General features: G+C 43.0%; 13 protein-coding genes and 1 pseudogene. 7 read left to right on the forward strand and 7 right to left on the reverse strand.

Annotation, left to right across the window (positions count from 1 at the left end):
* Positions 1-38 precede the first annotated feature (38 nt).
* Positions 39-167 (forward strand): annotated as a pseudogene (locus tag V7K73_RS20990) (RNA-guided endonuclease TnpB family protein); the annotation flags it as partial.
* 43 nt (positions 168-210) lie between these two features.
* Positions 211-576: a hypothetical protein gene (locus tag V7K73_RS20995; RefSeq protein ID WP_334882695.1), complete on the forward strand. Its 366-nt coding sequence runs from the start codon at positions 211-213 to the stop codon at positions 574-576.
* 403 nt (positions 577-979) lie between these two features.
* Here V7K73_RS20995 and V7K73_RS21000 read toward each other — a convergent pair whose 3' ends face one another.
* Positions 980-1,663 (reverse strand): Uma2 family endonuclease, encoded by a 684-nt coding sequence (locus tag V7K73_RS21000; protein ID WP_334882697.1) that lies wholly within the window; start codon positions 1,661-1,663, stop codon positions 980-982.
* 576 nt (positions 1,664-2,239) lie between these two features.
* On the opposite strand from V7K73_RS21000, the gene V7K73_RS21005 reads away from it, so the two are divergent.
* From V7K73_RS21005 to V7K73_RS21020, 4 genes are all read left to right on the forward strand, one after another.
* On the forward strand, positions 2,240-8,899 hold the full coding sequence (locus V7K73_RS21005) for a hybrid sensor histidine kinase/response regulator (RefSeq protein ID WP_334882699.1): 6,660 nt from the start codon (positions 2,240-2,242) through the stop codon (positions 8,897-8,899).
* A gap of 301 nt (positions 8,900-9,200) precedes the next feature.
* Positions 9,201-10,178 carry an SDR family NAD(P)-dependent oxidoreductase gene (locus V7K73_RS21010; protein ID WP_334882957.1) on the forward strand — a complete coding sequence of 326 codons (978 nt, stop codon included), beginning with the start codon at positions 9,201-9,203 and terminating at the stop codon, positions 10,176-10,178.
* 35 nt (positions 10,179-10,213) lie between these two features.
* Positions 10,214-12,073: a GAF domain-containing sensor histidine kinase gene (locus V7K73_RS21015; RefSeq protein WP_334882701.1), complete on the forward strand. Its 1,860-nt coding sequence runs from the start codon at positions 10,214-10,216 to the stop codon at positions 12,071-12,073.
* Between the two features lie 467 nt (positions 12,074-12,540).
* Positions 12,541-14,880, forward strand: a complete 2,340-nt coding sequence (locus V7K73_RS21020) for a cation:proton antiporter domain-containing protein (protein ID WP_334882703.1) — start codon at positions 12,541-12,543, stop codon at positions 14,878-14,880.
* 43 nt (positions 14,881-14,923) lie between these two features.
* Here V7K73_RS21020 and V7K73_RS21025 read toward each other — a convergent pair whose 3' ends face one another.
* From V7K73_RS21025 to V7K73_RS21035, 3 genes are all read right to left on the reverse strand, one after another.
* Complete coding sequence (locus V7K73_RS21025) at positions 14,924-16,705, reverse strand: sensor domain-containing diguanylate cyclase (RefSeq protein ID WP_334882705.1); 1,782 nt, start codon at positions 16,703-16,705, stop codon at positions 14,924-14,926.
* A 9-nt stretch (positions 16,706-16,714) separates the two neighbouring features.
* Positions 16,715-17,695 (reverse strand): ABC transporter substrate-binding protein, encoded by a 981-nt coding sequence (locus V7K73_RS21030; protein ID WP_334882706.1) that lies wholly within the window; start codon positions 17,693-17,695, stop codon positions 16,715-16,717.
* A gap of 680 nt (positions 17,696-18,375) precedes the next feature.
* Positions 18,376-18,591, reverse strand: a complete 216-nt coding sequence (locus V7K73_RS21035) for an Hfq-related RNA-binding protein (RefSeq protein WP_334882707.1) — start codon at positions 18,589-18,591, stop codon at positions 18,376-18,378.
* Between the two features lie 69 nt (positions 18,592-18,660).
* Between V7K73_RS21035 and dapF the strand changes: the two genes are divergently transcribed.
* Positions 18,661-19,500, forward strand: a complete 840-nt coding sequence (gene dapF, locus V7K73_RS21040) for a diaminopimelate epimerase (protein ID WP_334882710.1) — start codon at positions 18,661-18,663, stop codon at positions 19,498-19,500.
* A gap of 165 nt (positions 19,501-19,665) precedes the next feature.
* On the opposite strand, the gene V7K73_RS21045 is transcribed toward dapF, so the two are convergent.
* From V7K73_RS21045 to V7K73_RS21055, 3 genes are all read right to left on the reverse strand, one after another.
* Entirely contained in the window at positions 19,666-20,304 is a 639-nt protein-coding gene (locus V7K73_RS21045; protein WP_334882712.1) for a DNA-3-methyladenine glycosylase family protein, read from the reverse strand.
* Positions 20,305-20,427: 123 nt separating this feature from the next.
* Positions 20,428-21,498, reverse strand: a complete 1,071-nt coding sequence (gene ada, locus V7K73_RS21050) for a bifunctional DNA-binding transcriptional regulator/O6-methylguanine-DNA methyltransferase Ada (RefSeq protein ID WP_334882714.1) — start codon at positions 21,496-21,498, stop codon at positions 20,428-20,430.
* Positions 21,499-21,755: 257 nt separating this feature from the next.
* Positions 21,756-22,343 carry a Uma2 family endonuclease gene (locus tag V7K73_RS21055; RefSeq protein ID WP_334882716.1) on the reverse strand — a complete coding sequence of 196 codons (588 nt, stop codon included), beginning with the start codon at positions 22,341-22,343 and terminating at the stop codon, positions 21,756-21,758.
* Positions 22,344-22,437: the final 94 nt, after the last annotated feature.

Below are 22,437 nucleotides of genomic sequence, written 5' to 3' on the forward strand. Positions count from 1 at the left end.
CCCATGAGAAACTGCCGTGATGGTACTATGTCAGACGTTGGCGCTGTCCTTCATGTCTTTCTGTTAACGACCGAGACGAAAATGCTAGTTTAAATATTAAAAGAGTCGGGAGTTCGACTCTAGGCGTAGGAGATGTCAGACAGTCTCAGACTGCAATCTCTGTCTGATGCCTGAATCCCCCGTTTTCAAAACGGGGGAGTGGCTCAAAACATGACAATTAACGATCTCCGGTCTAAGCTTGCTGCCTACAACACTGCATTATCTACCATTGACAAACTCACAGATGACGTGAATAACGCAGAACAGGCTGTAATAGCGATGTCAGAAAAAATGTTACTAGGAGTTGGCAGCCGTTACGGTAAAACCAGCCAAGAATACGAGATGGCGGGTGGTGCTAGACGAGGTAATGCCAAGAAGAAGCAAAGCGTACTAGGCAATTCTAAAGTCACCAATTCTTTAGCAGCTGATTCTGTTAAGCTTTCTTCTGCAAATGTAGGACTTACGCACTGTACAAAAGAACAATCTTGTATATTAACGTTTCGGCAGTTGTTTCAGGCTTTTGGAGGTCGCTTTTGATTGGTGGCGACACCGAACAGCCCGCCCCAGGCATCGCCAAAATCTGATTGAAAAACCTAGCTAGAAGCCTTGAAAACTATACCTGTTATTTTGGCTTTTCTGTCAATGCGTAAGTCCTAAAATGGATCTATGAATGGGGTGTCGGGTGCGATCGTGAGTTGAGTAAGTAGATGGGTGGCTTAAGCCTTGGCGAATGGAATAGAGCCTCTGGCACGCTGACGCGGTAAGCGAAGCTATGCCGAAGGCTTTACGCAGCTACACAGGCAAAGTCCGCCTTTCCTACGGAACGCCAAGGGCGAACGCAAACTAACAGAAAATCAAAGTATTGAAACCCACGGAGGTGGGTTAAGTCTCGTGTAGACGCGGTTTCTAACCGCCCGTTTTGCATTAAGTTGATTTATTCCTATTTCTTCAACTGCTGCACAAACGCATCATGTTCCGGTGACTTCAACCCCGCTTGCACCACCTCCAACACTCGCACCATCTGATTGTTTAACAGCGCCTCCACCGCTAACCACAAACCCGGAAACACCCCAGAGCGAATAATTCCATCTGCACTGGGAGATAGCAATCGATAGTCGCCATCAATTAGGCAAAACCATTCAATTTTATTCTCGTAAGATTGCCAGATTACGTACTCCAACACTCCATTACGACGATAAACTTGCTTTTTGCTACCTGTATCGATCGCAACGCTACTCGCTGCAATTTCAACAATCAATTCGGGAGATCCTTCAATGTAACCGTCGCGGCTCAAACGGGTTTGTCCGCCTGCGTCTGGTTCAATAAACAGCACTACATCTGGCTGGGGTTCATTGTCTAAATCTAGTCTGACGGTTGGTTCAACGCTCAAATCAACGCCAGGAGTCAATGATTGGTAGACTCCTAACCAAGTTATGACTCGACTGTGAGGTTTGCCATGTTGCTCATGTCTTAAGGGAGATGCCACGTAAACGATTCCTTCAATCAGTTCTGCTTTCTTGATATGGGGTGCAGCCGCATAACGCCGTTCAAATTCAGGGCGAGTTAAGCGATCGCCACTTTCAAGCGGAGGCAGATGTTTTTGGGCCCAGTACTCTCTAACCATTTGCCAATCCTTGGAGTTGCCGGATATTTCTGACTTTAGCAAACCTCAGTTATCAGTTAAAATTTCTTGATTTGCTGCTTTCCTCAAATTCCAAAAATCATAAAACGTAATGTTAATTGTCATTGTGTGTTCTACCACAGGGCTATTTCGTTCTAGACATAAACCGCCCAGAACTAAAGTTCCGGGCTAATAGCTCAAGTCCACTAAAGTGGACTAAAAGCCTTTATTAGTCGTCTTTAGACGACTTTTGCTATTAGCCTCAGAATTTATTCTGAGGTGGGCTAGATGAGAATGAAATAGCCCTGGTTCTACTGTGCGATCGCTTACTCGCCCAAGTTAGGCATCGCCGACCTTTACTAGCTATCATTAGCTAAGTGGTATGCCAGATACGACGGCAATACCATTTAGTTAGCAGTCTTTATCAACTGCTTACACTCGCACCCATAAAAATTAGTTTGCTCCACTTTCTATTCCCTGCTCTCTATTTTGATCCGCATTACCTAAAAGTTATCTCACTAGGTACGGGGTGCAAAAAATACAAAAAATTCCTCAAGATTCAAGATTAAGGATGAGGCTATGGCAACCGAACAGTTAACTAGAGACAGCGATAATCTAGATTTAAATCAGCTACTAAGAACGCTGAATGCTGTTAAACAGGGTGACTTCTCGGCTCGGATGCCCATAGACCATACTGGTGTAGCAGGGAAAATAGCTGATACACTCAATGATATTATTGATCAAAATGAGCGGATGGCGGCCGAACTACAACGGATTGGTAATGTTGTCGGCAAAGAAGGCAAAATTGCCGATCGCGCCTCTCTCGGAAATCTTCGCGGTTCTTGGTCAGATTGTGTTAATTCTGTCAATACTCTAATTACAGATTTAGTTCAACCAACAGCTGAAACTACGCGGGTAATTCGGTCAGTCGCTAATGGTGACTTATCCCAAACGATCGCCACAGAAATTGATGGCAGGCCCCTACAAGGTGAGTTTCTTCAAACTGCTAATATCGTTAACACGATGGTAGAACGGCTTGGTTCTTTTGCATCGGAAGTAACAAGAGTTGCCCGTGAAGTGGGAACCGAAGGTAAGTTGGGTGTTCAAGCCGAAGTGCAAGGTGTGGCTGGCACTTGGAAAGATTTGACTGATAACGTTAACTTGATGGCGGGTAATCTCACCGGACAAGTTCGCAATATTGCCGAAGTTGCCACTGCGATCGCAAATGGTGACTTATCCAAAAAAATCACTGTCGATGTCAAAGGCGAAATTCTAGAACTCAAAAACACCGTTAACACAATGGTGGATCAACTGAATTCTTTTGCATCGGAAGTTACACGAGTTGCCCGTGAGGTGGGAACTGAAGGGAAGTTGGGCGTACAAGCAGAAGTTAAAGGTGTTGCAGGTACTTGGAAAGATTTAACTGACAACGTTAACTTGATGGCAGGGAATTTGACTGCCCAAGTCCGTAACATTGCGGAAGTGACAACAGCAGTAGCAAATGGCGACTTATCGAAAAAAATTACTGTTGATGTCAAAGGCGAGATTTTAGAGTTGAAAAACACCGTAAACATCATGGTGGATCAACTTAATTCCTTTGCATCGGAAGTAACAAGGGTGGCGCGTGAGGTGGGTGCTGAAGGAAAATTAGGCGGCCAAGCAGAAGTTCGCGGGGTAGCGGGTACATGGAAAGACCTTACCGACAGCGTGAACTTCATGGCGGGAAGTTTAACGGCACAGGTGCGGAATATTGCGGAAGTGACAACGGCGGTGGCAAATGGCGACTTATCTAAAAAAATCACTGTCGATGTGAAAGGCGAAATTTTGGAGTTGAAAAACACTATTAACACAATGGTGGATCAACTGAATTCTTTTGCATCAGAAGTGACAAGGGTGGCGCGAGAGGTAGGAACTGAAGGGAAGTTAGGCGTACAAGCAGAAGTCCGGGGAGTAGCGGGAACTTGGAAAGATTTAACTGATAACGTTAACTTAATGGCGGGTAATCTCACCGGACAGGTGCGAAATATTGCCGAAGTTGCCACTGCGATCGCAAATGGCGATCTATCCAAAAAAATCACTGTCGATGTTAGAGGTGAAATTTTTGAACTCAAGAATACGATCAATATCATGGTAGATCAACTCAGTTCCTTTGCATCGGAAGTAACAAGAGTTGCGCGTGAAGTAGGGAGTGAAGGTAAACTGGGAGTCCAAGCCGATGTGCGCGGTGTGGCTGGAACTTGGAAAGATTTAACCGATAGCGTAAACTTCATGGCGGGAAGTTTAACGGCACAGGTGCGGAATATTGCAGAAGTGACTACAGCGGTTGCAACAGGCGATTTATCTAAGAAAATCACCGTTGATGTCAAAGGTGAAATTCTGGAACTCAAAAACACTATTAATACAATGGTGGATCAACTCAACTCCTTTGCATCGGAAGTTACACGAGTTGCGCGTGAAGTAGGGAGTGAGGGTAAACTGGGCGTACAAGCAGAAGTGCGCGGGGTGGCTGGAACTTGGAAAGATTTAACCGATAGCGTAAACTTCATGGCGGGAAGTTTAACAGCACAGGTGCGGAATATTGCGGAAGTGACTACAGCGGTAGCAACAGGCGACTTATCCAAGAAAATCACCGTTGATGTCAAAGGTGAAATTCTGGAGTTGAAAAATACTATAAATACAATGGTGGATCAACTTAGTTCCTTTGCAAGTGAAGTGACGCGAGTGGCGCGTGAGGTGGGAACTGAAGGTAAATTGGGTGTACAAGCCGAAGTTAAAGACGTTGCTGGAACTTGGAAAGATTTAACTGACAGCGTGAACTTCATGGCGGGAAGCTTGACGGCACAGGTGCGGAACATTGCCGAAGTGACAACTGCGATCGCAAATGGTGACTTATCTAAGAAAATTACTGTTGCAGTCAAAGGCGAAATCTTAGAACTCAAGAATACTATCAATATAATGGTAGATCAACTCAACTCCTTTGCAAGTGAAGTGACGCGGGTTGCTCGTGAGGTGGGAAGCGAAGGTAAACTGGGAGTCCAAGCAGATGTGCGCGGCGTAGCTGGAACTTGGAAAGATTTAACTGACAGCGTGAACTTCATGGCGGGAAGTTTAACGGCACAGGTGCGGAATATTGCCGCCGTCACCACAGCTGTAGCTAATGGCGACTTATCTAAGAAAATCTCCGTTGATGTCAAAGGTGAAATTTTAGAGTTGAAAAATACCGTTAATACAATGGTAGATCAACTCAATTCCTTTGCAAGTGAAGTTACAAGAGTTGCGCGTGAGGTGGGAACTGAAGGTAAGCTGGGCGTACAAGCCGAAGTTAAAGGTGTAGCCGGAACCTGGAAAGATTTAACTGACAGCGTAAACTTCATGGCGGGAAGTTTGACAGCACAGGTACGGAACATTGCCGAAGTTACCACAGCCGTCGCAAACGGCGACTTATCTAAGAAAATCACCGTCGATGTCAAAGGGGAAATTCAGGAACTCAAAAACACTATTAATACAATGGTGGATCAGCTAAATTCCTTTGCATCAGAAGTTACCAGGGTTGCCCGTGAGGTGGGAACTGAAGGTAAATTGGGCGTACAAGCTTATGTCAGAGGAGTTGCTGGAACTTGGAAAGATTTAACAGATAATGTTAACTCAATGGCGGGGAACCTCACCGGACAAGTTCGCAACATCGCCGAAGTTACCAAGGCGGTAGCGAATGGCGACTTATCTAAAAAAATTACCGTCGATGCTAGAGGCGAAATTTTAGACTTGAAGAACACTACCAATACAATGGTAGATCAACTCAGTTCCTTTGCATCGGAAGTAACACGGGTAGCGCGGGAAGTGGGAACTGAAGGGAAGTTAGGCGGACAAGCGCAAGTCCAAGGTGTGGCGGGTACTTGGAAAGATTTAACAGATAATGTAAACTCAATGGCGGGGAACTTAACAGCCCAAGTGCGTGGTATCGCTAGAGTTGTCACAGCAGTTGCTAACGGTGACTTAAAACGGAAACTGATGTTAGATGCTAAGGGAGAAATTGAAACCTTAGCAGAGACAATCAACGAGATGATTGATACTCTAGCGACATTTGCCAATCAAGTAACCACAGTAGCGCGAGAAGTGGGAATCGAAGGTAAATTAGGCGGACAAGCTAGAGTTCCGGGGGCGGCTGGAACTTGGAAAGATTTGACGGATAATGTAAATGAACTTGCTGCGACACTGACAACTCAATTAAGAGCGATCGCAGAAGTTGCAACAGCTGTAACTAAAGGTGATTTAACTCGTTCAATTGCCGTGGAAGCACTAGGGGAAGTAGCAATCCTTAAAGATAACATCAACCAGATGATTGCCAATCTGCGAGAGACAACGCAGAAAAATACTGAGCAAGATTGGTTGAAAACTAACCTAGCCAAGTTTACCCGAATGTTGCAAGGACAGCGAGACTTAGAAACCGTATCTAAACTAATTCTCTCAGAACTAGCACCCTTAGTAGGAGCGCAACACGGCGTATTCTTCCTGATGGAGTCTGGGGAAAATACACCGTTTTTGAAACTAATTAGTAGCTACGCTTACCGCGAACGCAGACATTTGGCTAACCGTTTCCACTTAGGTGAAGGTTTGGTGGGACAATGCGCCTTAGAAAAAGAGCGAATACTGCTAACGGATGTACCAAGTGATTATGTCAGAATTACCTCTGGTTTAGGAGAATCAACTCCACTTAATGCCGTGGTGTTACCTGTACTCTTTGAAGGACAAGTGACAGCAGTCATAGAATTAGCATCCTTCCGCCGCTTTAGCGAAATTCATCTGACATTCTTCGACCAGCTTACCGAAAGTATAGCGATCGTCCTCAACACGATCGCAGCATCCATGCGAACTGAAGAATTACTCAAGCAGTCGCAATCTTTAGCTGAAGAACTCCAAACCCAGCAAAATGAACTCCGGGAAACCAACAAGCGCTTAGAACAACAAGCCCAATCACTCAAAACCTCTGAAGATTTACTCAAAGGACAACAAGAGGAATTGCAACAAACTAATGCCGAATTAGAAGAAAAAGCAGAGTTGTTGGCGATGCAAAAGAAAGAAGTTGAACGCAAAAATCGGGAAATTGAACAAGCAAGACTCTCTTTGGAAGATAAGGCTGAACAACTCGCCCTTTCTTCAAAATACAAATCAGAATTTCTCGCCAACATGTCCCATGAACTGCGGACACCGTTAAACAGCTTGTTAATTTTAGCGAAGTTGTTGTCAGATAACATCGATCGCAACCTCACCAACAAGCAAGTCGAATACAGCCAGACAATTTACTCAGCAGGTACTGATTTGTTGACGTTAATCAATGACATTCTCGATCTTGCCAAAATTGAATCTGGAACTATGTCGATTGACATAACCCAAATGCCATTGACAGAATTGGGCGATCAGATTGAGCGCACCTTCCGACAAATCGCTCAGAGTAAAGGACTTGGTTTCATAATTGAATTGACTCCCGAATTGCCCTCAACCATTTATACAGATGTCAAACGCTTACAACAGGTGTTAAAAAATCTCCTCTCCAACGCTTTTAAATTTACAGAAAAAGGGGAGGTACGCTTACAGATTGCGGTGGCGAAGCAGGGATGGAGCAAAGACCAGGAAACTTTAAATCGCGCCTCAAATGTCATCGCCTTCTCAGTCAGCGATACAGGTATTGGTATTGCCCCCGACAAGCAAAAAGTCATTTTCGAGGCATTTCAGCAAGCCGATGGCTCTACGAGTCGCAGATACGGCGGTACCGGATTAGGCTTATCAATTAGCCGTGAAATCGCCCGTCTCTTTGGCGGCGAAATTAAACTAATCAGTCAACCCAGTCAAGGCAGCACCTTTACATTCTACTTCCCCCAATTGAGTCCTGAGTTCCAATCCTCAGATACTGAGTCAAAATCAACATACACCAGCCCTCCTAACTCCCCACTCCTAACTCCTAACTCCTCACTCCTAACTCCTAACTCCCCACCCCTAACTCCTAACTCCCCACTCCTAACTCCCCACTTAGCACTGATTAACGACGATCGCACTACTATTGAAACAGGCGATCGCGTGTTACTAATTGTTGAGGATGACGTTAATTTTGCGCGTATCCTGATAAATATGGCGCAACAGCATGGATTCAAGGCGATCGCTGCCCAAACAGGCACAACAGGTTTGATGCTAGCGCAGCAATTCCAACCTTCAGCGATTTTGCTAGATATCAGGTTGCCAGAAATGGATGGTTGGACTGTATTAGATCGTCTCAAGCATGACCCAAATACGCGTCACATTCCTGTACATATTATGACCGTTGAGGAAGGGAGACAGCGCGGTTTGCAACTAGGAGCGATCGCATATATGCAAAAGCCCTTAACCAGCGACACAATATCTGAAGCGTTGACCAAAATTAAAGGTTTTGTTGAGCGCCAGGTAAAAAATTTGTTAGTAGTCGAAGACGATGACACTCAACGGCTTAGTATTGTCGAGTTGATTGGCAACAGCGATGTTTCTACCACTGCTGTAGCCACTGGTGCAGCAGCTTTAGAAGCAATTCGCGCCCAGCATTTTGATTGCCTGGTTCTCGATTTAGGGCTACCCGACATGACCGGGTTTGAACTGATCGAGCAGATAAAGCTTCTACCTCACGGTAAAACTTTACCAATTATTGTATACACAGGTAGAGAAATTAGTAAAGCTCAAGAAACAGAACTTAGACGAATTGCCGAAACAATCATCATTAAAGATGTGCGATCGCCCGAACGTCTCTTCGATGAAACAGCATTATTTTTACACCGAGTCCAAGCAAATTTACCAGCACCCAAACGACAAATACTTGAACAAGTGCATTCCATAGACTATTTACTCGTTGGCAAAAAAGCGCTAATTGTAGACGACGATGTACGTAATATCTTCGCGCTGACAAGTATGCTGGAGCGTTATCAAATCCAGGTTTTATATGCTGAAAACGGCAGGGAGGGGATTAGCCTATTGGAAACTACAGCAGACATTGATGTGGTTTTGATGGACGTAATGATGCCAGAAATGGATGGTTACGAAACAACACGCTTAATCCGCCAAAAGGAGCAATTTAAATCTTTGCCGATTATTGCACTGACCGCTAAAGCCATGCAAGGCGATCGCGAGAAGTGTATTGAAGCCGGTGCGTCAGATTACATTACTAAACCCGTAGATACTGAGCAATTGCTTTCACTATTGCGCGTTTGGCTATACCGTTGAGAAGGGGATGAGGGGGATGAGGGAGAAAGCTAGGTAAACTTTCGCTCACAGGGTAGCAGAATAATTACTAACTCCAAACTCCAAACTCCAAACTCCAAACTCCTAAGTAAGTGGGCGCAAATAATCATTACTAGTTCGTAGTTGCGCTAAAGCGCTAAAGCGCAACTACGAGCTAAATACAGAGATTTTACTTTTCGTTACATAGTTTGGTTTTATCTTGCCTACCTACTTAACTCCTAACTCCAAACTCCTAACTAACTCGTAACTTTTAACTAAAAAAGGGGGCAGAAAAAAGTCGATGATAAAACAACTTGAGGGTAGAGTGGCATTGGTTACAGGTGCTACGCGGGGAATTGGTAGGGGAATTGCTATTGGGTTGGGTGAGGCTGGTGCAACTGTATACGTCACAGGGCGCAGCCTCAACAACTCTTCGAGTAATGCGGTTTTTGGGAGTCTTAGTGAAACCCAATCAGCCATAGAAGAAGCTGGTGGTGTGGGCATTCCTGTGCAAGTAGACCACAGCGACGATGAGCAGGTGCGTTTACTGTTTGAACGCATCCAAGATGAGCAGGATGGACAACTCGACCTACTGGTGAATAATGCTTACTCAGGAGTCCAGGCATTAAAAGACGCTTATGGGCAGCCCTTTTGGGATTGTGAACCAAGTATTTGGGATGCTAGCAATAACGTTGGTCTTCGTAGCCACTATGTTGCAAGTGTTTTTGCTGCCCGAATGATGACCAAGCGTAACTCTGGACTAATTTGTACCATTTCCTCGTGGGGTAGTATGTCTTATATCTTTAATACAGCTTATGGTGCTGGTAAAGCAGCTTGCGATCGCCTAGCAGCTGATATGGCTGTTGAACTCAAACCCCATAATGTCGCTTCTGTTTCAATTTGGCCAGGTATTGTTGGTACTGAGCTTTTTTCCAGTTTTGCTTCTGAAATGAATCAAACTAATGCTACTGAGCAAAAAAACTCATTTATTAGCGATCGCTACAACTGGGAGACTCCCTTATTAACCGGACGGGCGATCGCTGCACTTGCTGGTGAGCCAAATGTCATGCGCCGTACAGGACGTGTGCAGATTGTTGCCGAACTAGCCAAGCAATATGGAATTGTAGATGAAAATGGCGAGCGGCCCGCATCTCTACGTTCTCTGCGTTTTATGCTGCCGGCTACATTACCTGTACTGAGAAAGTATTCATGGCTCATACCTGATATTAAAGTGCCTTGGTCACTACTACTATTGAATGCTCTCAACTCCCCTAAAATTTAACCAATATTGGGGTCAAGTCCCCATCCCCAGAGGGCATGATTGTAATGCGATTGGGGTTTAAATCCCCTGAAGTTTTGTGGACATCAATAATGCTAGATTTAGCAACAGTTCTCAAAGCGTCTCAGACTCTATTCAGTGAAATTGAACTCGATAAATTACTCACGAAGCTGCTACAAGTTGTGATTGAAAATGCTGGAGCAGACAAGTGTGCATTACTACTGCTGAAAAAAGGTAAATTGGTAGTTGAGGCAACTGCTCAAGTTGGGCAACAATCAACAGTACTACAGTCCATTTTTGTAGGAGATAGCACAGACATTCCCCATAGCCTAATTTACACCGTCAAACGCAACCTAGAAACTATCATCCTTAATACAACAGTACATCCAGCATTGATAGCTGACCCCTACATAATTCGTCAGCAACCCAAAAGCTTGCTGTGTACCCCAATTCTCTATCAAGGCAAACTGTTGGGAATTTTCTATTTAGAAAACAATCTTACTACAGGGGCATTTAGCAGCGATCGCGTCGAAATTCTGAATCTGTTATGTACTCAAGCTGCAATCTCCATAGAAAACGCCCAACTTTATCAGCAATCACAAGATATTCTCAAAAATCTTGGACAGACTGAACAATTTTTGCGATTAATTATTGACAATATCCCGCAAGCTGTTTTTTGGAAAGACCGCAATAGTGTTTTTTTAGGCTGTAACCAAAATTTTGCTCACACTTCGGGTATAAAAGTGCCAGAAAATATAATCGGTAAAACAGACTACGATCTATCTTGGACTCGTGAAGAATCAGATTCGCATATAGAGTACGATCGCCGTATCATGGAATCTGGACAAGCGCAACTCAATATTATTGAAACATTACAACAAGCAGACGGCAAACAAATCTGGTCGAATACAAACAAAATTCCACTACGAGATAAAGAAGGAAACGTTTTTGGCATCCTTGGTACATGCGAAGACATCACCGAATTCAAAGAAGCACAAAAATTGCTACAACAACAAAAGCAACAATTAGAAGAAGCTTTGCAAGAACTCCAAACAATGCAATTGCAACTAGTGCAGAGTGAAAAAATGTCTGCCCTTGGTAATCTGGTAGCAGGTGTTGCTCATGAAATCAATAATCCTGTTGGCTTCATTGCTGGCAACATTGAACCAGCCAAAGACTATATCAAAGATTTGTTTGAATTAATTAACCTTTATCAAAATAAATTTTCAGTTCCCGGCTCAGATATTGAAGATAAAATTAATGCGATCGATTTAGATTATATCCGAGAAGATTTACCTAAGTTGCTAGACTCGATGGAACTGGGTGTTAACCGTATCCGCAGTATCAGCATTAGCCTGCGAACTTTCTCCAGAGCAGATAAAGATTACAAAGTGCCATTTAATATTCACGAAGGCATTGACAGTACTATTTTAATTCTGAGACATCGTTTAAAAGCCAACGAAAACCGTCCAGAAATTGTGGTGTTAAAAGAGTATGGCAAATTACCTTTAGTGGAATGCTTTGCTGGACAAATCAATCAGGTGTTTATGAACTTATTGGCAAATGCGATTGATGCACTTGAAGAATGCAATACAGAACAAAGCTTCTCAGCCATTCTAGCCAACCCGAATCGGATCACTATTCAAACCCGTGTAGCAGAATCAGGTCAGCAAATTTTGATTAAAATTGCTGATAATGGAGTGGGCATGTCCCCAGAGGTCAAGCAACGAGTATTTGACCATTTATTCACCACCAAGCCTGTAGGAAAAGGCACAGGATTGGGATTAGCGATCGCTCGTCAAATTGTCGTAGAAAAACATGGCGGTTCACTCTCCTGCACTTCCGAAGTTGGACAGGGGACAGAGTTTATCATTCAAATTTCTACTCAACAACAGTGATGCTCAAACTATACAAAGTCTGATTTAACAAGGGGCAGGGGGCAGGGGGAGATGAGGGAGAGCATCCAAACTCCAAACTCCAAACTCCTAATATCATGTCCGCTTGATTACTTATTAAAACCGAAGAACCTCACCCCGCCAAAGCTACGCTTTGTCTCCCCTCCCCTTACTAAGGGGAGGGGATTAAGGGGTGGGGTGTAATGACTGTGGGAATCATAACTAATTATGCGGACATGATATAACTCCAAACTCCCAACTCCCAACTCCTAACTCCTAACTCCCAACTCCCAACTCCAAACTCCTAACTCCTAACTCCCAACTCAGCACTCAGTACTAAAATCAGATATACCAATTAATTCAGTATTCTTAAGATTTCCTTTATCAATAGGCTCTAAACAAGCTGTTTGAGATCATAAAACTTTGTATGCTGAATTAATAGGTCTTAATTAATAGTTCTTTTAAAACTGGTGCAAGAAGATTTTAGGCTAATTGTTGATTTAGTTTTAGTTCTAGGCGTTGCCGCCTGTGGTGGACTGTTGGCGGCACTTTTGCGACAACCCGTGTTGCTAGGGTATCTCATTGGCGGGATGATCGTTGGCCCGGCTGGACTGGGACTGATTAAAGAACTTATTCAAGTAGAAACTCTGGCACAGTTCGGTGTCGCCTTTTTGTTATTCGCCTTGGGTGTGGAATTTTCCTTGGCGGAACTTAAGAAGGTAAAAGCGATCGCTCTTGGCGGAGGTGGACTCCAGATTGCTCTGACGATTTTGGTCACAGTTGCAGTATGCGGATTAACCGGAGCCTGGGGAACCTTACCTGCTAAGGGCATGTTCTTGGGGTGTATTCTATCCTTGTCTTCCACAGCAGTTGTCCTCAAATGCTTGATGGAGGGTAACGAAACAGAAACGCCTCACGGACAAGTAATGCTAGGAATTTTGGTAGTACAGGACTTGGCACTGGGACTGATGTTAGCAGTCTTACCAGCCCTCAACCAACCAGCAGAAACTATTGGTATCGCCGTGCTGACAGCGCTAGCTTTGATTGCTTTATTCGCTGCTGGGGCAATAGCTGCGGGGATTTGGTTGATACCGCCTTTGTTGCGACTGTTAGCCCGTACCGAAAGCAAAGAACTATTTTTATTAGGAGTTGTAGCTCTATGTTTGGGCATTGCTCTGTTGACAGAGCATTTAGGGCTGTCGATTGAGATGGGGGCATTTGTCGCGGGTTTGATGATTTCTGAGGTGGAATACGCCGATCAAACCCTGACTTATGTCGAACCACTGCGAGATATCTTTGCCAGTTTATTTTTTGCCGCCATTGGGATGTTAATTGACCCAGTGTTTTTGTGGAACAACTTAGAATTGATTTTGGGGTTGGTGGCACTAGTTTTCGTAGGTAAATTTTTGATTATCACGCCCCTAGTAAAGCTGTTTGGCTACCCTTTGAAAACAGCGATAATCGCCGGTTTGGGACTAGCGCAAATTGGGGAATTTTCCTTTGTTCTCGCTAGTGAAGGGCAGTCTTTGGGGCTGGTGTCCCGACAGATATACTTATTAATTTTGGGAACCACCGCAGTTACTCTCATGCTTACTCCCTTTGTGCTGCGGTTAGTGCCATTTTTATTTAACTTTGCCGAATCAATGCCTTGGTTGAAACCGTATTTAGAAGAACAAGAGGCGCGGGATGTGTCGGACGATTTGCCCTTCAAAGACCATGTGGTAGTCTGCGGTTATGGGCGAGTCGGCAAAAATTTAGTAAAGTTATTGCTACAACACGGCCTACCTGTGGTAGTAATCGACCAATCAGAAAGTAGAATTCAGCAGTTGCGTGAGGCTGGGGTGTCTTATGTCTATGGCAATTGCGTAAGTTTACATGTTCTAGAAACCGCCGATGTGAATCATGCCAAAGGAATGGCGATCGCACTTCCAGACCCCATGAGTACCCGTCTTTGCTTGAAACGCGCTTTGGAATTGCGCCCAGAATTAGATTTAGTTGTCCGTGCTACCCAGGATAAAAATATTGAAGTGCTGTATCAATTAGGAGCGAAAGAAGTTGTGCAACCAGAGTTTGAAGCTAGCTTAGAAATGGCAACTCATTTATTAACTAGCTTCGGCTTGTTGTCACCAGCTGTCGTCCAACAGGAAATGCAGCAAATCCGCAACGATCATTATTTAGATTTTCGCCCAGAGCGTTCTGCTACTGAAGTTGCTCGTGATTTGCGCCAAGCAACTCGCGATCTAAATCAGCGCTGGTATCCTCTACCATCTGATTCGCCTTTAATTGGCATGAGCATAGAAGAAGCAGATATGCGCTACTTAACAGGAGCGAGTTTAATGGCAATTCGCCGCGCTAACGGCGATGAAATCGATTATCCCAATAATCAAACCAAATTGGAAGAAGGCGATCGCTTGCTGATAGTGGGAGCAGATGAAGAATTGGCAGCTTTGGCAGAATTCGCTAAAGGACAAGCTGCTGTTCCTGGAGAAAATAGTGCTTGTCAGTGGATTACAGTTAATGCAGATGCGCCAACGCTTGGTAAAACCCTTGCAGATTTAGATATCGGTAAGCAATATGGAGTACAGGTACAGGCAATTCGGCGCGATGGCAAGTTTATTCGTTATCCTGATGGCGGCATGGACTTGCGAGTTGGCGACCAAGTATTATTATGTGGTAACTTAACAGGTCTAAGTCAACTGCAACAGTTATTTGCGATCGCCACTTCAGTATCCCTTTCTATCCCAATGGTGAAAGCTGCCTCAGCAGAAGCGCTCAAAGAATTTCTCCCTGCCGATAGTGTAACTGATTAACTAATTCGTAATTCTTAATGAGGCTCGTTTTGAACGTATATATCTAATAAATACAATAGCGATCGCGCCCTTTTTGTTTGGCCTTGTACAGCGCTTTATCGGCTGAAGCGATTATTGTATCTGGCTTGATGTCGTAAGTGGGTATGACACAAGTAATACCCAAACTAAGGGTAACGATATCCTTGACATCAGACTTTGCATGGGCAATAGCTTGATCATGGATTGCTTGTTGAATATTTTCTGCGACTTTGATTGAGCCGGCTAAGTCAGTATTGGGGAGGAGTACCGAAAATTCTTCTCCACCGTAACGCGCCACGAGATCGGCAGGACGATAAACTGTCTGTTGAACTGTTTGCGCTATTCTGATTAGACAATCATCGCCTTTAAGATGACCATAGTAGTCATTGTAAGATTTGAATTTATCAACATCTAATAAAATCAGTGACAGGGGTTGTTGCTCTCGTGCAAGGCGTTTCCATTCTGCTTGCAGTCGTCCATCGAAGCAGCGACGGTTAGCCACCTGAGTCAAACCATCTAGATTTACCAGTTTTTCTAGTTTCTTATTTGCATCTTCTGCTTTTTGTTTAGCAATTACTAACTCTGCTGTTCTCTCCTGTACCCTTTGTTCTAAAGTTTCAAAAGATGTTTGTAACTGAAATGCCATGTTGTTAAACGATTTTGCCAATTGACCTATTTCGTCTTTTGAGCTAATTTTGGCGCGGATATCTAAGTTACCCGCGCTAAACTGGAAAACTATATTGGTAAGGTAAATTATTGGCTCTGTTAACAGTTGCCCAATAGCAAAAGCGATGATTGTCACTACTCCAGCGATAAATGTAAATAGAAATATTGCGTGATAAATTTGCTTTTCTACAGGTACTAGGGCATCAGTAAGGGGCTGTGCAAACAACACAGGCAAAGATTTATATTTTAAACGAGCAATCGCAATCAAATTAACCTGATTACCGGTTGCTGGCAAATATGCAATTAAATCCGACTGTTTATTATCCAATGCTTGCTTAATTTTTGACTGATTATTTACTAATTCTTTGAGAAGATAATTAGGCAAACGTCCTTCTCGTTGCATTTTAGTTACAACATCGTCAGGCAGAGACAGAATTGATTTAAAAAGTAGTTCTGGTGCAGTGCTATGTGCGAGATAAATCTTATTTTCATCTAAAAGAATAGCAAATTTTGCCCCAGCCCCTTCAGTTTGTCGAGTTACTAACTGCTGAACAACAGTAGCATTGTATGATACACGCAATACACCCAATATATCTCCCTTGGCATTGCGAACCGGACTGCTAAAAAAGAGGGTAAGAAGGTCACGATTTGTTGGCGATCGCTTCATGCTAGAAACAAAGCATAACTCAGTTTTTAGCGGTTCTTTAAAATAATCTTCACCTGATTCATCTTTGCCAATGTTCGCTGTATTTGTATCCAATACATTTTTCCCGTTTAAGTCGAGCAAAGCGTATGAGAGAATATTCAGCATATCTTTGCGACTAAGACGCATTAATGTTTCTGTTGCCAATTGCATTTCGGGGCTGTCATCTCGCTGTTTTGGAGCGAGGCTGAGGTAGCGTGCCAAACCTGGTAAAATCGCCTCTACGCGCACGGCATTGAGATTTACATCAATAAAAGCATCTATTTTGTTAGCGGTTTCCTTAGCCGCCGCAGATAGGGCTTGTTTTGCCTTTTCCATTAGTACATTTTCAGTTGTCTGTTTGTTGATAAATGCCAATAACAGCAACGGAACCAAAGCAACAATGAGAAACCAAGCGATCAACTTTGTACGGATGCTGCCCAAAACATAGTGCTGCATGGCTTTAAACTAGGAGGGAGGGTTCAAAAAGGAAGAATTGAACAAATTTTCTACCTTAGGAATGCGTGTCACGTTTCCAGAGCGAATAAAAAAGTCTGCATATATATTGGCAGTTTTGTAGATAGAGTTAAGGTTGCTAGATTGAAAGAATTTTTTATTTTCACCTAAATCAGTTAGGTTTACTCCCTCCAGAGAGATTGTATTGCGAGGAATCTTTAACGCTTTGCTGATGATAGCGTTTCCTTTCTGAACATTTGCTTCCCAGTAAGCCGCGGCTTGCAGCCATCCTCGCACAAATGCTCGAATGTCTTCGGGGCGATCGCGGATTGTATCGCCGCGAAAGACAATCAAATCTAAAATCAAGCCAGGGGTTTGTTTGCTGCTAAATAGGATCTGTCCCCCTAATTTAATAGTTTCAGAAATATAGGGTTCCCAAGTGTGTCCGGCTTGAATAGCATTATTTTTCAGGCCTTGAGGAATTTCTAAAGCATCTAATTTAACCAAATTCACATTATCGCTGGTTAATTTGGCAGTTTTTAACATTTCAGTCACGAAGACTTCGCTAAAACCGCCTAGATTTGCACCCAGGTTTTTTCCTTTCAAGTCGGCGACGGTTTTAATTTCTGATTGAGCGACTACAACATCTGCTCCTGTTGATTCATCTATAATGAGTACGCTTTGTATATCTGGATTTGTGGCACTCAAGGTTATAAAACTTCCCAAGGACGATGTTATACCATCATACTTACCCGCACTGAAATTTGCTAGTTCCAATTGGCCATATTCTTTATAAATTAGTTCTACATCTACGCCTAGTGCTTTAAAAAATCCTTTTTCTTTAGCAATTATGCCTGAATGTTCCCCAATAAAAGATGTAAATTCCACTTTCAAGGGAGGACGTTTTAATTTAGTCGGTATCCAAGCATGATAAGCAAATAGCAAACAGGCAATAATCAGAAAAATACTAATGTATCTGAGGAGTTTAAACATAGAATATTTGATTAATATTTTTTACTCATTTACGATCAAATATTCAACTAAATGAACTATTTGTTAAAAGTGAAAAGCAGATTTTGTGAAATATTGAATTAAAAAAGGCTCAATTTTTGGAATTTACCTAATAAATTCTCTAGCAAAAGTAGTATTTGCCAGGGCTTTCGCAGAAAAAACGGAAAATCTAACCTTATTAGGCGCAGAGAAGCCAATGCGCCCTTGCGGTTAAGAGACTTGTGCAGCGTCTTTCCTTGGGAGAAGCAACTGGTGCGCCACGGAGGAATAAGAGTTTGAGAGGTTTTTTGCGTAAGTCCTATTTGCTTCTAAAACAGCCTCATCGAATTGATTAATCTATTATTGAGACATTCAAATTAGCTTATCAGATGTTAAAGAATTTTATTCTGTATATTCAAAATTTGAAGAATTATTTTCAGCAAATATATATTTGACATTTAGATGATTGTCGGGGTATCAAATACTATTTGTAGAAAAAATCACGTAGAAAGTCATCACACCCAGATGAAAGAACGATCGCTTTCTGTTCTTCTAAAAAACTCGCCGTTAAAGCGATCGCAGGCTTTGCATTGCCCTTGGTAGTAATTTTACAGGTGGAGATGGAGCTAGATTGCTGAGAGCGGTATTAGCGCTACCCAGCAATAAAAGGCAACTTTCATCTGCTAACTTATTTTCGGCTTGATGTAGGCGATCGCTTGTTTCCAAACGGTGTGCTGGCTATTTTCATCAGCAATACAAATACACTGGGGATCTTGCCATAAAACCTTTCCTGCCAGCACATCACCAGTCAGCAGCTTTAACTCTACTGGCGTTGTTTGTTTAATTAGGTTTTGGACAAGTCTAATACTGGGTAAAGTGGTGTCAAATTCGGTAAGCATTTTTAGTAAAGATGAATCAACAAGGCAAAATAAAGAGTAACTAATCCTTGATAATTCATCCTTGAAGAAATGGCAATCGAATTTACTAAGTATCATGGTCTAGGCAACGATTTTATTTTGATTGACAATCGCTCATCATCTTTGCCTGTAGTGACTCCAGAGCAAGCCATTAAGTTGTGCGATCGCCATTTTGGTATCGGTGCTGATGGTGTAATTTTTGCCCTCCCTGGAGAAAACAACACTGACTACACCATGCGGATTTTTAATTCTGATGGTTCAGAACCAGAAATGTGTGGTAACGGCATTCGCTGTTTAGCTGGCTTTTTAGCAGATTTAGAAGGCGAATCCCGGAATCAAGACTCATATCGCATTCATACTTTGGGTGGTGTAATGACTCCCCAACTCTTATCTGATGGTCAAGTTAAAGTAGACATGGGTTTACCCAGGTTACTCGCTAGCGAAATTCCGACTAATCTTGCACCCAATCAAGAAAAAGTAATTTCTCAGCCGTTAGAGGTGGCGGGGCAAACTTGGTTACTCACCTGTGTAAATATGGGAAATCCCCACTGCATTACCTTTGTGGAAGATGTCGCAGCAATTGAGCTAGAAAGCATCGGCCCAAAATTTGAGCATCACCCAGCTTTCCCGCAACGCATAAATACCGAATTTATTCAAGTGGTACGCCGTGACTATTTGAAAATGCGGGTGTGGGAACGGGGGGCTGGAATTACATTAGCTTGCGGGACTGGTGCTTGCGCTTCTTTGGTCGCTGGAGTGTTAACTGGGAAATGCGATCGCGCCGCCACTATAGAATTACCTGGTGGTCCCTTACAAATTGAATGGTCAGAAATTGACCAACGAGTTTACATGACAGGCCCGGCTGAACGAGTATTCACGGGTAAACTGTAACGGGAGCATCCCAAAATTGGCTTAAATCTTTTCCCTCACCCCCAATCCGGCTTCCCTCTCCAAAATATCGGAGAGGGATTGAGGGTGAGGTTTTTTCTTATGTTTAATTGATTTTCTGCCATTTAGTTTATATTTATTATCGAACCGCCAAGAGAGAAGGAGCAATTATTTGGGATTACTTAGGTAATAGTGCCATAGAAGTCTTGCTGCAACTGCTCGCCACGGTTGCCAAATCTGGGCGATCGCTTCTACTTGCACTGGGGTTGGACGCGTCGGCAAGTTTTTGAGTTTTTGTAGAGCGATAGCGATCGCTAAATCGCCTTTAGGAAACACATCAGGACGTTGCAGCGCCATTAGCAAATAAATATCAACTGTCCAATCTCCGATCCCTTTAAGGCGCTTTAACTCAGTTCTGATAATAGTTTCGTCCATTGTTTCCAACTTGATTAGGTCAAGCTGACCAGTTGCGATAGCATTCGCCAATCCACGACAGTATAGAATCTTTTGCCGGCTGAATCCAATCGCTCTTAATTGAACATCATCTAATATCAAAAAGTTTTCTGGCGTTAAAGTTACAACAACCCCACATAGACGGTTAAATACAGCCCTTGCAGCCGCTACGGAAACTTGCTGTTCCAAAATGATGCACAACAGCGTTGCAAAACCCGGTTCTCTTTTCCACATCGGTGGAGGCCCCAGTGTTTCTAAAATCCGAGCCAAATCACTATCAAGATTGGCAAGCACCATTAAACCACGGGTAAGACTTTCTGGAGTCAGCGATTCTAGTTCAGGTGTTTGAGTCATCTTTGAAAAAGTGAGTGGGGAGTGTGGAAGAATTCTTTTAACAAAGTTTAGGGGTCTAAATCTCCGTCACAAAACAAAATTTACCAATTACGAATTACGAATTACGAATTACGAATTATTTAATCAATCTTGCACGGTGCATTCTGATTCTTGTGTAAGCAGTTTTTGTTTGCGCTCAATTCCCCAGCGATAACCACCAAGACTGCCATTACTTTGCAGCACCCGATGACATGGTACAATTAGGGCTGTTGGATTAGCTCCACAAGCATTACCTACAGCGCGGACTGCCTGGGGTTTGGCAATATTACGGGCAATATCAGTGTAAGTGCGGGTTTCGCCATAAGGAATTTTTTGTAATGCTTCCCATACTTGTTTCTGAAATGCTGTCCCACGGACATCAAGTGGTAAATCGAGATGTGCCTCGCTTCCCCCAATAAAGTCGAGAATTGCTTGTATCCATTCCTTGTGTGTGTGGTCATCACGTATGATATGCGCTTGGTGAAATTCCTGGTTCAAAATGTGTTCAAGCTTGTCTGCTTCATCACCTAGTTTAACGGCACAGATACCCTTCTCTGTTGTTGCCACAAGCAAATATCCTAGTAGACATGGAGCGATCGCATAGACAATGCTGATTGTTTTTCCAGCTTGTTGGTAAGTCTTTGGTGTCATTCCTAGTTGTTTAGGTGCTTTCTCATACAGTTGGCTACTTGAACCATACCCCGTGTCGTAAACTGCATGAGCAATTTCCTCGCCTTTCTGGAGACGCTGTTTTAATCGTTGGCTACGTAGTGCATCTGCATATTGAAAAGGGGATACACTAATTATTTGCTTGAATACCTTTTGCAGATAACTGGGACTCATTTCAACTTCAGAGCATAATTCTGAGAGGGTTGGGATGCGATCGCCTTGTGCTTCAATATATCGACATACTGCTAAAACTTTCGCCTGAGCCGGATTTAGAACTGTTTCAAATTTTGGCTGACAGCGCTTGCAAGCTCGAAAACCTGCAATTTCAGCCTCTTGTGGCGATTGGAAGAAACAAACTTGATTGCGATTTGGTCTGCGACTAGGGCAAATAGGTCGGCAATAAACCCTTGTAGAGCGAACACCATAGAAAAACTTGCCGTCAATTGTAGCATCTCGACTGAGAACTGCTTGCCAAAGAGTTTCTTCTAAAACTGATACCTGTTGCAATTGCGTTTATATCTCCTTGGATCTATTACAAAGTATCCCTACTTTTAAATGTCGATTATTAGTTTCTGCCTTTAGGTAAAACTAGATTAAATGTATCGATAAACTATTTTCTATCTGATTGTTGCGATCAAAGTTTATTTTCTCAGTTTTTTATGTACCAACTCGCTGAACTGGTATTCACTGCTCTATGAAACCAAAAACTTAAATTAGGTCAACACAACAGAGTTTTTATGAAATGATTAAAAGTAGACAATTACTCACCAAATTTCCACCAAATCTAAAATAAATCCTGGCAAAACATCTTCTCCCGATAGAGTTTTAGGACTTTGTAAAATCTCAACTTCTCGATTGGGACGATAAATTTCTACCTGTTGCTGTCCTCTATTAATTAACCAGCCTAATCTTGCGCCATTCTCCATATATTCCCTCATTTTGGCTCGCGTTTTTTCTAAGGAATCACTTGGAGACATTAACTCAACTACAAAATCGGGACACAAAGGAGCAAAGCTTTCTTTTTCTACTTCGCTTAAAGCGTTCCACCGTTCCATTTTCACCCAGGAAGCATCTGGAGAACGCTCTGCACCGTTGGGAAGTTTGAAACCACCAGAAGAGTCAAAGGATTTCCCTAGCTTATTTTGACGACTCCAAGCTCTTAATTGATAAGTTAAATCGGCATTACGTCCACTAGTACTACTCCCCGTAGGTGGCATAATAATTAATTCCCCTGTAGCTGTCCGCTCAAACTTTAAGTCTCGATTATTTTGGCAAAGCTGAAAAAATTGCTCGTCAGTCAAGTCGATATTTAATTCGAGGGTAGGAGGTAAACTGACGGTGGGAATATTCATGTTATCAGTTTGGGTGGAAGCAACATCTCTATTCTAGTAAGTAGGTCGGTGAGCAAAAACCAAACTATATAACGAAAAGTAAAATCTCTGTATT

This window comes from Nostoc sp., assembly GCF_036916975.1.
GTDB lineage: Bacteria > Cyanobacteriota > Cyanobacteriia > Cyanobacteriales > Nostocaceae > Nostoc.

Excerpts from the sequence above, each read along its gene's own strand:
- V7K73_RS20995 (WP_334882695.1), top strand. The coding sequence starts at position 211 with ATGACAATTAACGATCTCCGGTCTAAGCTTGCTGCCTACAACACTGCA.
- V7K73_RS21000 (WP_334882697.1), bottom strand. The coding sequence starts at position 1,663 with ATGGTTAGAGAGTACTGGGCCCAAAAACATCTGCCTCCGCTTGAAAGT.
- V7K73_RS21005 (WP_334882699.1), top strand. The coding sequence starts at position 2,240 with ATGGCAACCGAACAGTTAACTAGAGACAGCGATAATCTAGATTTAAAT.
- V7K73_RS21015 (WP_334882701.1), top strand. The coding sequence starts at position 10,214 with ATGATTGTAATGCGATTGGGGTTTAAATCCCCTGAAGTTTTGTGGACA.
- V7K73_RS21025 (WP_334882705.1), bottom strand. The coding sequence starts at position 16,705 with ATGCAGCACTATGTTTTGGGCAGCATCCGTACAAAGTTGATCGCTTGG.
- V7K73_RS21030 (WP_334882706.1), bottom strand. The coding sequence starts at position 17,695 with ATGTTTAAACTCCTCAGATACATTAGTATTTTTCTGATTATTGCCTGT.
- V7K73_RS21035 (WP_334882707.1), bottom strand. The coding sequence starts at position 18,591 with ATGCTTACCGAATTTGACACCACTTTACCCAGTATTAGACTTGTCCAA.
- dapF (WP_334882710.1), top strand. The coding sequence starts at position 18,661 with ATGGCAATCGAATTTACTAAGTATCATGGTCTAGGCAACGATTTTATT.
- V7K73_RS21045 (WP_334882712.1), bottom strand. The coding sequence starts at position 20,304 with ATGACTCAAACACCTGAACTAGAATCGCTGACTCCAGAAAGTCTTACC.
- V7K73_RS21055 (WP_334882716.1), bottom strand. The coding sequence starts at position 22,343 with ATGAATATTCCCACCGTCAGTTTACCTCCTACCCTCGAATTAAATATC.